Consider the following 13,740-nt stretch of genomic DNA (forward strand, 5'->3'; position numbering starts at 1 on the left):
TCGTATGCGTCGATTACATTGCTATTGTTTGTTGTCTCTCCCCCGCCGAACAAGGCGTAGTTTCCTACGCTTGTTGCTGCGAGGTGCTGCCGTGCCACACTCAGCGCCGTAGCCGTGCCGTAATACACAAGCTCTCCGCCGCTCCAACACGGTCTTGCCACGCCGCCTACTCCAACATAGGCTTTTTTGATCTTTCGGGCTGTGGAATTTACACCGACGTATATCTTCCTGACTTTGCGGGCTATCCCATCCACCCCGATATAAGCTTTTTTTGCCATAGTCTCACCTACTCATAAACAAAGTACAGCACCCCTGTAGGCAGCGCACTTTCACCTGCTGTCAAATCCTCTGTGCCATATCGGTACTTTGCAACCTGCTCGCTGCCCGCAAGCACACTGCCGTCCTGCTTCACCTCAAAGGCGAGTTTTTTGTCAGTCGACGACGTGCCGTTTGCCACAGCGAAGAGTGTGTCCGCATTTGTCTCGCCGTACTTGCCTACGATCGTTGAGTAATTTGCCTGTGCCCGTGTGCCATGTCCCCCCGCGTAGGTGTAAGCCCCAAACGCTGTCGTAGCGTTCCCCGCGGCGTGCGCGCCGACTCCGATTGCCTCGGTGCCACTTCCCTCGGCATGCGAGCACTGACCCTGTGCCTTCGTGCCGCTTCCCTCCGCGTGAGAGTACCGTCCGGACGCCAGCGTTTCATTTCCCTCTGCATGAGCCCCCCACGCATCTGCCGTCGTATCGCGCCCCTCCGCATGGGCATAGTCCCCTGTCGCCGTTGTATTCTGTCCCTCGGCATGGGAGTAAGTGCCCTGCGCCCGCGCCATATAACCCTGTGCATGAGCCTGACTGCCCGATGCAATGCAATACAGGCCGCCCGCAAAAGAGCCGTTTCCTGATGCGTGATTGTAGCGCCCCACCGCGAGCGCAGTCAACGTCCCCGGCTGATAGATGTCGTCAAAGGACTCACCCGAGGTGTTGAATTCCCCTGCTGCGAACGGCGGTGTCACCGTCACGGTCATCTGATCGGCGTCCACCGAGGCCACCGTCTTGACAACGCTTGTCTTCTGCAGACGGAAGTAGAGTGATGACCCCGCTGTGATGCCTGTTACACTGTCCAACCATATGGTGTCGTCTCCGGCGGAAACTGTCCCGCCAAGATTGACATAGTGTTTGCCCGCGGCGGCAAAGTTGCCCACGCCAATTGTTGCGCCATTGCCTGCGGTGTTATCTTCCCCCACCGAAAGTCCCGTCGTCTCAAGCGGTCCTGTCATGGTGTCGCCCGACTTCGAGACACTTGCTGCTTTCGCCTGTTCCACTGCCGCCTCAAACAGAGCCACATGCGCGTCTTCAGCCGCGTCGTGCGTGTCCACATAGCCCTGTGCCTCTGCGCGCGTGGCAAAGTCGCTGCCCACAATGGCCTGTGCCTGCTCCTTGTACCACTTCGCATTGTCCGTGTCCTCGCCGGCGCGGGTGCCGGTGCCGCCGACGGCATAGCTCTTCGAGAGCACCGCGTCTTCCGACGCCTGCGCCGCACTCGACGAGGCCGCCTGCGCACTGCCCGCGGCCTGAGTTCCGCTCGTCTGCGCAGCCGCTGCGCTGCCCGCAGCCGCCGTCTGGCTGGCCTGGGCCGCCTGTGCGCTCTGCGCCGCCGCACTCTGTGAGCCCGCCGCGGCCTGCTTGCTCGCAAGCGCCGATGCCGCCGCTGCGCTCGCCTCGTCCGCCCAGGCCTCGAGCTGCGTCACCACCGACAGCGACAGACGGCTCATCCCGATGGAGTTGTCCCGCAGCGCCGCCGTCACGGTCTTCACATTCCCATCGCCTGTGACGCTCCATGCCACCTCGTCACTGTTTTGAAACGTATATACATTCATCAGCTCTGTCACATTGGTCTCGGTCGAGGAACCGTCCACATTGGTGATCTTCAGATAGACGCCGCCGTCGTGCTCCGTGAGTTCAAAGGTCGCCGGCACTTTCTCAAGCGCCGTGTCAAAGCTCTCGGTGCTGCCGTCTTTCTTGGTGACGGTGATGACGCCCGTCGTGAGATTGACGTCAACTTCCTCCACAAGATTTGCCGTCGCCTGCGAGATAAGCGCGTCGCTCTCAGTTTTGGTATAACGGCCGTCAATGAGCCCCTTGACGCTCGCGAGTGCCGCCTGCACGGTGTTGCCTGCCACACCTGTGATCGTCTCGCTGCCGATCTGTCCCGCTGCCGTCGACGCCTCAAGCTCGTCGATCAGCCCGTTGAGCTCCTGCGCATTCTCATTGAGAAGCCGGTCCCAGTCGGCCTTGAGCGTTGCCGACTGGTCCTGTAAAATATCCGGCTTTGCCCGCCAGATGCTGCGGTTTTCATCCGCTCTTTGAAATGCCATATTGTTCCCTCACTCTCTTAAAAATTCCTGTTGAGCTGCTGTGCAATGGCGTCGGCCTGTTCGCGTGTGAGATTGGCCGCCTGCAGCTGCTCGTCGGTCGGCCTCGCGCCGCCCGCAATCAGATTCATCACCAGACTGAGCGCTGAATCGACGCGGTTGTCCCGATACTGTTCCCGGCTGAAATCGAGGTTCTGCTGGTTCCAGTAGTTCTGGTTTTGCATCTGATTTTCCAGATTCATTTGACTGAGCGCCTTATCGGCGAAGTCAATGGCAAGCTGAAGCTCCTGCGCATCCGCCGCCTGATCGATCTGACGATTGGCCTCCATCTGATTCGCGCCGATCTCATTGAGCGTGTTGCGGTAGGCGGCCGTCGGCGCGAGCAGCGTGCTCTCCGCAAGGCCACCGGTCTGCCCTTTGAGCGCATTGATCTTGTTGAGATTCCCCAGCTCCTTGACTTTCTGCAGATAGGCCTGCTGCTGAAGATTTTTCACCTGCGCCTCAACCGACGCTTTCTGGCTGTTCTTCTGATTCGTCAGAAGATTTTGTGCCTTATTCTGCTGATTTGTAAGAAAGTTTGATGTAGAGCCGGACAGCTCATTGGTTGTCGTCTTTGGGGTAATTGCACCCACGTAATTTCCATAGCGATCTGCAAGAAAGCCATTTTGAGCGTTTGCCCGCTCCAGATTTGCCGTGTTGCTCGCCTTTTCCATACCAGCAGTATCTCCCGCATCCTCTGCGGCCGCATATGCTTTTTTCGCGTCGAGGATGATCTGCTGTGATGATGCCGGCAGTTTTTTATCCGCTTCAGAAAGCTGTAAGCGCGGATCGTTTTCATTCATAATTCTATTCCTCCCCAAATGGGGTACCCCCATTTGGGGACCCCTTTCATTTGAATGTGCGGTTACCGCGAATGAATCGCGGCAACCTGAGGCGCTATCGCGCCAGCTTGCGCTTCGCGCTCGCTCAAATGGGGTACCCCCCATTTGGGGACCCCTTTCATTTGAATGTGCGGTTACCGCGAATGAATCGCGGCAACCTGAGGCGCTATCGCGCCAGCTTGCGCTTCGCGCTCGCTCAAATGGGGTACCCCATTTGGGGACCCCTCTTATTTGATTGTGCGGTTACCGCGAATGAATCGCGGCAACCTGAGGCGCTATCGCGCCAGCTTGCGCTTCGCGCTCGCTCAAATGGGGTATCCCCCATTTGGGGACCCCTCTTATTTGATTGTGCGGTTACCGCGAATGAATCGCGGCAACCTGAGGCGCTTCGTCGCAGTGCGCTCCATTCCCTCAACCTTCGTCGTCGCAAAGTCCGCTGCCTCCGTTTCCGCCTTGCGGCGAAAACCTCGTTCGCTTTGTTGCTCCTCCTCTTCCCCAACGAAACCGTATGTTTCGTTGGGGGCCCCATTGCCGCCCCGCAAGAGGCCGCCGGTCTCGTTCATTTCGCGACTGCTCCTCCTCCCCAACGAAACGTGCGGTTTCGTTGAGGGCCCCAATTGCCGCCCCGCCAGTGGCCGCCAGCTTGCGCTGCGCGCTCGCCTTATCCCTTATGCTTGCCCCGCTCTTTCACCTCAAAGGCAAAAGAGTAAAGGCCGAACGGCTCGCCCACGGCGTTTCGCGCCACCGTGTCTCCTCGGATGCGAAACGCAAACTTGTCAAGCCGCCGCCGTGAGTACTTCTGCGTCGTCTTCTTCGGCGTGCGGTCCGTCGACAGATTCAGATTGTTCAAATCCAGATCGTTCAAATCCAGAAACCCGAACGACACATTGTCCCGCAATACCTCATACCACAGCCCATCCACCTGTACGTCGATCACCACATATGCCCGCAGATATGCCTTCGCCCGCAGCGCCAGATACTTGATCGCCTTGTTGTTGTAAAAGCGGTTGCCCACATACTCCGGCAGCTCCCACAGCCACTCATAGGCCTCGCCGTTGTCGTTGTACGACGCCGACGCCGCCTCATCCGTGTAAAACTTCATCACCCGGCCGTCCTCTGTGCCGAAGTAGAGCTCGCCTGCATCCACCATCCAGCACCGCGCCGGCACATGGTCCCAGTAAAAGGCGTTGTACTGATAGGCGTTGCCCAATACATTGCCCTCGCCCGTCGGGTTCAGCCGGTCAAGCACATATACTGACCCACTCTCACCGGGAACCGCGAGAAGATAGAAGTACTTGTACACACACCCGACCGCCTCTGAGAGGCGCGGCTCGGCGATGAGCTGCCGGTTGATGCGGTCGCCGCGCAGCGTCTCAATCTCATAGCCCGCAATGTCACGGGTGGTGATGGCCTGTACGCCGAGCTGAGTGACAAAGAGAGGCTCGCCGAACTGGGCCGAGCCGTACCGGCACACACATCCCGAGCCCCCCACTACCTTGTCGATGCGAACCTGGGGAATGAGCGCGCCATTGTGGTCCTCGGCATAGACCGAGCAGAGATAATTCTGACCGCTGGCCGGGTCCTTGTGGGCGATGAGCTGGGTGTTGAGCGTCGAAAAGCTCATGACCGCCGAGTTGTCCTGTCCGAGTTCAGCGTACTGGTACTCCCCCCAGAAAGTCGGGTCGGCAATGTCGCTCCAGAAAATCAGATTGGGCGCCTGCGGGTTGCCGCCGAGGAAGATCTGGTTTTCACTGCCGTTGATGCCAAAGGGCTTCATTGCCCGGCAGCCGAGTACCAGAGCGCGCTTTTCGCTGCGGTCTTTGGATGCCGTGATAAAGACGTTGTCTTCGTTTGCCACCGGCGGCGAGGGCGGCGCCGTGTTGAATGTCACAACTCCCGCCACCCGGTCCACCGTAAAGTCGGTGTTCTCCACAAGCTCCTGCTCGATCAGTTCGCCGTCCTGCAGCTTCTCGACCACCGCCTTGACCGGCGTCTCATCCAGATCGCCGAGCAGAAGCTGATACTCCCTGCTCGAGCCGTCACCGGTAAAGTGCTGTTCCCACTTGTTGGTCAGAAAGTTGATCTGTTCATACAGCGTGGCGCTTCCCGCAGGCGTACCGCCCAGCCCCAGTATGGGGGTGCGCCCCTCAACTCTCTTGGCCGTTTCCCCGTCGTAGATAAAAAAGTCCGCCCCGTCGAGAATGTAGAGGCTCTCGCCCGCCTGGTAAAACCAGCTGTGCCCGGCGGCCAGACCGCTGTAAATGAGTTCTGTCTGCGTCTCGCCGTCGCTCTCTGTAACCCGGTAGAGCCCTGTGCCGCAGTGGACAATCATCTCGCTGCGGTAGCGTGTCAGACCCCAGACTGTGTAATTTTGCTCCGGGGAGCTTACGGAGGGTTCCGCAGTATCTTCCCGTAAATCCAGTATCTCGTAATACCCCATTCTGCGCCTGATTTTTCCGTATTCGTCGCGGATCATATTCAGGCTGTTCGGGCTGTACTGGGGCGCGAGGTTGGCCGATGCCTTTGAGAAGTCCACCGACAGAAAGGTGTCGTAGAGCACCGAGGTGCGAGACGCCGTGTTCTCCTGCGAGTATTTAATCATAGTCCCACGTCCCATCCCGCCGCACCGACGCCACACTGTGCGCCGACCGGGCAAGAAGCTCGGCGCGCCGCTGCTCAAACTCGTTGAGAATGGTCGCCGAATAGTCCTCGTCACCGATCTGGCGCAGCTTGCCCTCAATGTAGAGCGGCAGCACGGTGTAGACCTCCGGGTCCACCAGCAGCTGCGTGCTGTCGTCCATGTCGTCGGGGATCTCCTGCGGGTAGAGGTTTACATTGAGGTACCAGGTTCCCGCCCGCTGCTCCGGCACAGCAAAGAGCCGCTCGTTTTCAAGCCGCCACTCGCCCGCTGTGCCGATCCCGCCGGGCGGCACGAATCTCACCTCGCGCAGCCCGAAGAAATCCGGCTCAATCTCGCGCAGGTCGTAGTAATTCCAGTCTCCCCGCTTCTGCGGCTCTCCCGCTCCGGGCGCCGCCTCTCCATCCTGGTCAGCCTCGCCGAGGACCCCATCCGCCGGCTCCTCCGGGACGGGCTGTGTGATCGTCACCGTGCCGGTCACATACTTGCCGGCGGTCGCGAGCAGATTGAGCGCATCGCGCAGCAGCATCGGCATGGCCTTGAGATAACTCGCCACACTCGAGGTGAGGTTGATCTTGCCGCCGTCCACTGCGCGGTCCTCGCCCAAACGCAGCAAAACATTGATACAGAGATCTTTGTAAGTTGGGTATGTCATACCTGTCTCCTTTCTAAAATCAATGGCGCAGGGGCGGCCGTGTGAAACGGCCGCCCCTGCGCCTATTACAAAGCCTCGCCGGTCACCCGGCAGGGCCTTTGTTGCTGTTATATCGTGTTCGTCTGTTGCCGTGAAAAATCAGAATTCCTTTGGCCTCTCAGTCACGGCTCTTCCTCCTGCATTGCCAAAAACAATTCATTTGCCATATTTGTAATATCAGATTCAATCTCTGTTGCCCCACTATCTTCAATACCAAACCAAATCCCTATACCCGGCTCCTGACAAAGTGAAAGAGTAACCCCCAGATATCGAAACTTTCCCCAAAATCCAAACCATCCCTCTGCCTGGCATTCAATCGATGTAGCATATGGCACTTTTTCAAGAAGCTTTAAAAAACGAATAAGATCTTCGTCTTTTTCAAATCCGTTGAAAAAGATGGTTAAATAAATTCTCCAATGGCCAGGACTTGTAGTGCGTGAATAGTATCGATGGAAATAACGCAGCAGCCGCTTTTCAGGAGGTTTCACCATCTGCGGCATATTAAGCTCCAGCAGCCGGTCAATAACACTCTGTCCCGGCCAGGCACCCAAAAGTGCGGCATCCTCACTATCCGCTCCTAACCCGCGTTTTCTCTCCAGTAGAGTATGAAGCCAGTCACCATCCCACGGGTACGGCGTGTCTTCCAAATACGCCGCCCAGTAGCGATCTTTCAGCGCCCGACAGAGCTTTTGAATCAGCCGCTCGCGCTGCTCGATCGCCTGCTTCATCGCGAACTTGAGCGCAAACATCCCATCGCGCTCCTCCCAGAGCTTGCAGAGCTGCCACAAGTACCATGCCCGCCCCTGATAGAGACTCAAACTGTTCTCCTCTGGCTCGTCTGTAAAGCCAAAGTGCTCCGCCAGGCCGTACACATCAAGCCCCGGCACAATCTCCTCACGCGCAGCGAGCACACCGTCCGCAAGTCTGTCGCTGTGGCGGCAGAACTCAAACAACAGTGGAAATTCCTTTGGACGTGATCCCATTTCGCACCTCCTGATTATTTACCCAGCCCCTTTTCAATCAAGCTCTCCATCACAGGGTTTGTGATAAAGATCTCTACAAAGGCGTTTTCCCTTGCCTGCTGAGAATCTTGTCCTTGATTCATCAGTTCCCTGATCAATCTTGCATATTGCGACTGCTCTCCATTCATGGCATAATCACCTACGTTTTCAGCTATCTTGTTGAGAGTTTTTTTACTCAAATCAATTCCCACTTTGGCAAATTTTCTAATCAGTTCATCCTGTATTTTTTCCACATTGCCAGCATTCAGAAACTTGATATGATCTGCCAGCTTGATATCATCGAGAATAACCTCGCTCACCCCCACCGTCACAGCCGCGAAGAGCGCCTGCTCATCGCTGCCGCCGGAGGCCGAGATGCGTGTGGCCGTCTCAGCGGCATTGCCCGACGACAAAACGGCTATTCTCAATGATTTCGGCATTGCCAATGTCACACCAAATTGTCCGGCGTCCATCAGGCCATTCAAAAACGCCGCCTGTTCCGGGTCAAGGCCGTCTATAACGCCCGCGCGGCTGGTCTGATCGAGATGGTAACCAAAGTTGGTCACAGCGTTTGGGTCAATGGAGCGGTCTCTGCCGGTGCGGATATTTTCCGTCATCTGGCCGATGACGCCCAGCATCTGAATCGGCTTGAACACCGGCGACGCCATATTGATCAGAGTGCCCACCACCTTATGATCTTTGCAATACTCATACAGTCCCTCGTTGATTGCCTCCTGCTGCTTGGCGGTCAGCTCGCGCCAGATGCTGTCCATATACTTCTGCGCCGCAGCCTTGCCGCGCGCATCCAACAGATAGGCATAGGTGTCGCGCTGTTCGTCGGTCATGTAGAGATATTCGGAGCGGACCGGATTTTCAATCTCTTCGCTTCTGGGCTGCCAGTCGGGGTTTTGAAAGCTGAACTCCACCGGGTTGCCCACATCAACAGAGAAATAGCCATAGCTGTCCTTGTTCGGCGTGGCATCGTATGCCTCCTGCGCGGTGAGCGTCTTCTTACCCGCCGCCTTATAGGGGGCATAGTAGGGGTCCTTGCGCGCGTCGCGCTCGGTCAGATAGGCGCGATAGCTGTCCTCCCTGCGTTCTCCCGCGATCTTGTTCTGCCCGATCTGGCTTTCCAGCGCCGAAACGATGTAGTCGATCTTGCCCTTCCGGTTTTGATATTGCCGATACTGCTCAGCGTCGGGCGCCTCAACGCCCGCTCTCATGAGGTCGGTCTGCGATACATTCGCCGCAGAGTTGTACTGCGCGGTGAGCGCATTCCCCTCAGCCCCATAGCGGGCAATCGCATCCCGGAGCTTTTTGTTATAAACCTGTTCATCGTAATATGCCTTGAGATAGGCGATCTCCTCCGGGTCCTCCGAGATGTCGTAAATGGCGCTCTGATATCCCTCGCCCGGATTGAGCCGGTAGGCGGCCGCCGGGTCGGGGCTCTCCAGAATATAGTCGATCAGCGCAAGTTTGCTGTTGTTCTGCTCGAGCATGTACTCGAGCGCCTTATACTCCACATTCCGGTCGGTGAGATGCAGCCCGGTGTTTTCAAGTTTACTCAACTCGCTGAGGATTCTCTCATTCGACTTCTCGTACATAGCCCGGTCGTTGATTGCCTGTGTGACAAGGGGGCTTTCCCCCTTTCGCTCCTCGCGGGTGCCCCGGTCGCTCTCGTCCGCCTTGAGCTGCGAGAAATTCCACGGGTCGCGCTGGCTCCAGTCGGTCGACATGCTGGTGTATTTTACTTTTGTCGGGTCGAGCTCTTCCATCTCTGCAAGCTTCTCGTTGTTCTGCCCGAGCATGTATGCGAGCGCGTCATACTCCAGTTTGTTCTTATCCGAATTGTCGCCCATGTTCTGCATGGTTTGAAGAACCCACATTCGGTTCCCCAGCTTTTTGTTTGACTTTTCATACATCGGCCGGTCGTTTCGCGCCTGCGTCACAAGCGGGCTCTCGCTTCCGCGCGCCGCTTCCACGCCCCGGTCGCTCTCGTCCGCCCTGTACTGCGAAAGATTCCATGGGTCGCGCTGCTCCCAGTCGGTCGACATGACGCCCGACTGAATGCTCTCTTTTCCATCCCGGCGATCGATCGCGTTGCGGTTTCGCGCATACTGCTGCTCAAGTTCGCCAAGACGGGTTTTCATCTGCGCCGCATCATCGTAAATACTGGCGTTGTCGATCATGTCCCTGAGCATTCCGATCTCTCTGGAAAGCTCTTCTGTCTCAACATCCAACTTACCCCGTTTTGTCACTTTCATCATACCATACCTTTTTTCTGTTGTAACCATATTTTTACAGGCCCCGGGAGTTGCACCCGGCCGTCCTGCCCCACCGAAGCCGCAGCTTCTGCCGCAGCCCCTGGGATGGCCTGTATGAAAGGGCGGCCGAAGCCGCCCCCAATATCGCAAATCGTGCTCTGCCCGGGCAGATTGCCCTGACCACTTCGCCAGGCGCTCTCTGTTACGGCAGCACCACAACCGCGGCTTTGAGTTTGACGTCATCGGGCACAACCACGGCGCAGCCCTTGTTCTCGCCGGTCACATTTTTAAATGCGCCCGAATCGAGGGTCATCGCCACAATGGCCGAAGCCGCAATGTCTCCGGTTGCGAGATCGACAACGCCCTGAATGCCGTTGCCCTTTTTCACCACTGCGCTGTGCGCCGCGGCGGTGTCGGTGTTCTGAAACAGCAGAACCGTCTTTGCGTCCTGCTCCTGCATGGGAATGGAAAAGCCGTCGGCCGCCGCAGTCGCAGCGGTAAACGCGACAGCTGCGGAAATCTCATTGACGTCCGCCATCTTCACAGGTGTGATTTTTGTAATTGCCATACTTGCTCCTTTCCCCCGCGCATTCGCGCGCGGGAGCCCTTTCAATTTTGATGTGCGGCGACCCGGGGAACCCGGGCCGCCTAGGCGCTATCGCGCCAGTTCGCCTACCGGCTCACTCACCCCCGCGCATTCGCGCGCGGGAGCCCTTTCAATTTTAATGTGCGCGGGGCCGAAATGAATTCGTCCCCGCTGGGCGCTCGTCGCAGTGCGCTCCATTCCCTCAACCGGCTTGTCGCCGGTCTCGTCCATTTCGCGACTGCTCCTCTTCCCCACGGGAACTGCGGTTCCCGCGGGGGCCCCATTGCCGCCCCGCAAGGGGCCGCCAGTTCGCCTGCCGGCTCACTCACCCCCGCGCATTCGCGCGCGGGAGCCCTTTCAATTTTAATGTGCCCCACTCGGCGGGGCGGCTTCGCCGCTAACACCGCCTCGGGGACTAGCCTGCAGGCGTCGCAGTCCCCTCTTTAAGCGTACTTCACGTTCATCACAATCATCTCTTTGGGCCGGACGATCTTGCCGTCAAAGAGAACAAAGCCCTTGACCGCATCTGAGAAGCTTCTCTCCGGGCGGTAGGCCTCGGTGTGGGTCATGGGGTTGACAAACGCAATCGCACGGTCGGTCTTGAGCTGAATCAGGTCGCCGCCCGCGGCGCTCTTCGCCACATTGTTCGACATCTTGACAATGATGTTGCCATAGCGGCCCACAACGCCGTTTTTGAGCATGTCGCTGTTGTCGGTGTCAAGGCGGTTGTAAGCCTGACGCAGCAGCATGTAAAAGCGCGGCGAGACGGTCAGCGTGACCTTGGTGCTCTGCTTGACGTCGTTCTCCCAGAGTCTCTGCTGGGCGGCGTCGATCTTCTCCATGATGTTGTCCTTGGTGACCTGATAGGCAGTGGCCTCGTCAAGCAGGGCGTTTTTCGCCTTTGCCATGTCGGCGATGTACTTGTCCATCTCGTTTGCAAGACCCTCCGAGGTCTCTTTCGAGAGGGCGTCCATCACGCCGCCGGAAGACTGGCGCTTGTCGATGTCATCCACCTTGTAGTTGAAGTAGGCGATCTGGTTGATCGGCATCAGAACCGACGTATCCTCGACGGTCTCCGGCGCCTCAAGCGCAATCTCCTTGTTGGTCGTGCGGGTGATGGTGGGCTTGCCCACGCCGAGAATGCGCACACTGTCGCCCATCTTCTTCACATCGCCCTCGTACTCGCGGTTGGTGTTCTCCACAAAGACACAGGCGCGGTCGAGCTCTCTGCTGATCGCCTCTGCCCATACGGTCGGAATAAAGTTTTCATATGCCATGTTTCATTACCTCCATTTGCTCATTGATTTTCTGATTTTGTCAAAATTTCGGCTCACATCGTCCTGAGACATGCGCCTGACGTCCTCCCGGGTGTAAAAGCCGCTCTCGGTCTTGCCCGTGGATTTCGCCGAACCCATGGTGGGCGGTTTCTGTCTCTGTGTCGCGCTGTGAGCGGACTGCATCGCCTCATAGGCGACCAGAGGATCGACCCCCATCGCTCGCAGACCACAGAAATCAAGACCCAGGTCGTTCACCGATTCGGCCCGGCAGTCCGGGTGAGCGGCGCGGATGATTTCAAGGTCGTCGCTGTAGAACCGGCTGAAGACCTGATCGCGCAGAAAGTCGTTTTCCTGACGCATGGCCTCCCACTGCGCGCTCTGTCCTCTGCGCCCGTTCTCTTCACCTGCGGAGCGAAGCCTGCGCGCCTCCCGGCGTGCCGCCTCCATCTCCCGGCGCAGATGTGCAAAAGCGGCGTCCCGCTCCAAATCCCGCTGCTGCTCTCCCTCAAAGGGCTGCACCGTGCTGTCCTGTGCAGTCTCGTTGCCGCCCTCCGCCTGTCCGTCCGGCTTCGACTCGGTCTGCTGTGCCGCGTTGTCAATGGTGCTGTTGGTCTCAGGGACAGCGGCCTCCTGACTGTTTGCGCTTACTGTTTCGTCCAACTGTATCTCTCCTCTCTTTTTGTTTGGATTTTTACGCGTTCCTGCGAAATGGCGCCCCCTGCGGGGCAAGAAAAAAGCCGCGGCAGGGCTCACGCGCCCCGTCCCGGCATGAAAAAGGCAGGGCGCTCTCGCGCTCTGCCTTTTGGTGTTCTGTTGGTTCATCCTTGCCCGCAGCGATCTCAGCGGCGGCTTGCTTCACCGCGTCAAATGGGATAGTGCGGCGCCGGAAAGCTCTTTTGGCTGCCCATCGTCATCCAGCGCAATTGCTCTCCGGAAAACACTTTCCCCCAACGTCTACCCGAGTTCCGGGTCATAGGGAATCGTCCACTGGTCAACTCCCCCATGTAAACTGTAGTCGATTGATAATGACCCGCTAAGGTAAATGGTATCTCCGATCTTTCCGTCAAATTCTATATCCTCAACGACGACAGCGTCTCCCAATCCTCTGATTTCACAAATTAAAATATCCGGCGCTGCAATGTTCAACACTTTTGCTTTTGCCCAAATCGCAGGACCATCTCTTTGGATAAAATCAGCGTCAACTCGCGTTTGAAAAGGTTCGCAGAGAGCGGCCCATTCAATATAAGGTTCTGTCAGAATAACACATCCCTGCTTTACTTCATCCGCCCTGGTGTTAGTCAATCCATTTAGAAAATTAACAATAAGTTCGTTGTCTCCGTTGAGCAATCTGATCTTGGCGTCTGTTTCCATTGTATCAGTCGTGGCCCAGGTGACTAAGTACTTCCTCATCTTATATCCCACTCAAATCGATTAATCTGTTCCCTGCTTCACGCATCCAGCAGAGCTTTTGCCAAGTTCTGAACCTCCTCTACTGTAAACGAGAAATCGGATGGATCTCATCTAACATCTACCCAAGTTCCGGGTCGTAGGGGATCGTCCACTGGTCAACTCCCCCATGTAAACTGTAGTCGATTGATAATGACCCGCTAAGGTAAATGGTATCTCCCATGTTCCCATTGTATTTTATATCCTCAACGACGACAGCGTCCCCTAACCCTTTAATTTCACAGATTAAGACATCCGGCGCTGCAAAGCTCAGCACTTTTGCTATTGCCTTGATCCCTGTTCCTCTTTGGATATAGCCCACATCATCCGGCAACTCAAAAGGGTCACAGAGATGTGCCCATTGAATATACAACTCCGTATCAATGATATCACTCTCATGGCCAAATAGTCTGGGGTTTTTGTTCAGACTTAAAAACTCTACCACGCCGACACAATAGCTCCGTCCGGTCTTCAAATCCACCAGGTCAGCCACGGCTCTTACATCGAAATCATCCTCAGGCTCCACATGTTGCACCAGCATCTTGCGCATCTTATTTCCCTCCCTGATTACTATATCTGTAGAAG

12 protein-coding genes and 1 pseudogene are annotated in these 13,740 nt (G+C 57.0%); all 13 read right to left on the reverse strand.

Annotated elements, in window-relative coordinates; genetic code table 11:
* Positions 1 to 278 (reverse strand): annotated as a pseudogene (locus H8695_RS11050) (hypothetical protein); the annotation flags it as partial.
* Positions 279 to 286: 8 nt separating this feature from the next.
* Entirely contained in the window at positions 287 to 2,371 is a 2,085-nt protein-coding gene (locus H8695_RS11055; protein ID WP_249301697.1) for a hypothetical protein, read from the reverse strand.
* A gap of 17 nt (positions 2,372 to 2,388) precedes the next feature.
* Positions 2,389 to 3,210 (reverse strand): hypothetical protein, encoded by an 822-nt coding sequence (locus H8695_RS11060; protein ID WP_249301699.1) that lies wholly within the window; start codon positions 3,208 to 3,210, stop codon positions 2,389 to 2,391.
* Between the two features lie 377 nt (positions 3,211 to 3,587).
* A complete protein-coding gene (locus tag H8695_RS11065) occupies positions 3,588 to 3,812 on the reverse strand; it encodes a hypothetical protein (protein WP_249301701.1) in 225 nt (74 codons plus the stop codon).
* Between the two features lie 98 nt (positions 3,813 to 3,910).
* Positions 3,911 to 5,851 carry a DUF2460 domain-containing protein gene (locus H8695_RS11070; RefSeq protein WP_249301703.1) on the reverse strand — a complete coding sequence of 647 codons (1,941 nt, stop codon included), beginning with the start codon at positions 5,849 to 5,851 and terminating at the stop codon, positions 3,911 to 3,913.
* Positions 5,844 to 6,542, reverse strand: coding sequence for a hypothetical protein (locus H8695_RS11075; protein WP_249301705.1), 699 nt, complete (start codon positions 6,540 to 6,542; stop codon positions 5,844 to 5,846). The genes H8695_RS11070 and H8695_RS11075 overlap by 8 nt, the downstream gene beginning before the upstream one ends.
* Before the next feature lie 161 nt (positions 6,543 to 6,703).
* Positions 6,704 to 7,564: a hypothetical protein gene (locus H8695_RS11080; protein ID WP_249301707.1), complete on the reverse strand. Its 861-nt coding sequence runs from the start codon at positions 7,562 to 7,564 to the stop codon at positions 6,704 to 6,706.
* 14 nt (positions 7,565 to 7,578) lie between these two features.
* On the reverse strand, positions 7,579 to 9,849 hold the full coding sequence (locus H8695_RS11085) for a hypothetical protein (RefSeq protein ID WP_249301709.1): 2,271 nt from the start codon (positions 9,847 to 9,849) through the stop codon (positions 7,579 to 7,581).
* A 199-nt stretch (positions 9,850 to 10,048) separates the two neighbouring features.
* Complete coding sequence (locus H8695_RS11090) at positions 10,049 to 10,414, reverse strand: hypothetical protein (RefSeq protein WP_249301711.1); 366 nt, start codon at positions 10,412 to 10,414, stop codon at positions 10,049 to 10,051.
* Positions 10,415 to 10,875: 461 nt separating this feature from the next.
* Positions 10,876 to 11,709 carry a hypothetical protein gene (locus H8695_RS11095; RefSeq protein WP_249301713.1) on the reverse strand — a complete coding sequence of 278 codons (834 nt, stop codon included), beginning with the start codon at positions 11,707 to 11,709 and terminating at the stop codon, positions 10,876 to 10,878.
* A gap of 6 nt (positions 11,710 to 11,715) precedes the next feature.
* Positions 11,716 to 12,369 (reverse strand): hypothetical protein, encoded by a 654-nt coding sequence (locus tag H8695_RS11100; RefSeq protein WP_249301715.1) that lies wholly within the window; start codon positions 12,367 to 12,369, stop codon positions 11,716 to 11,718.
* A gap of 294 nt (positions 12,370 to 12,663) precedes the next feature.
* Entirely contained in the window at positions 12,664 to 13,119 is a 456-nt protein-coding gene (locus H8695_RS11105; protein WP_249301717.1) for a hypothetical protein, read from the reverse strand.
* Between the two features lie 118 nt (positions 13,120 to 13,237).
* Positions 13,238 to 13,705, reverse strand: coding sequence for a hypothetical protein (locus tag H8695_RS11110; protein ID WP_249301719.1), 468 nt, complete (start codon positions 13,703 to 13,705; stop codon positions 13,238 to 13,240).
* Between the last annotated feature and the right edge of the window lie 35 nt (positions 13,706 to 13,740).

The organism is Feifania hominis, from assembly GCF_014384765.1.
Classification (GTDB): Bacteria; Bacillota; Clostridia; order Oscillospirales; family Feifaniaceae; genus Feifania; species Feifania hominis.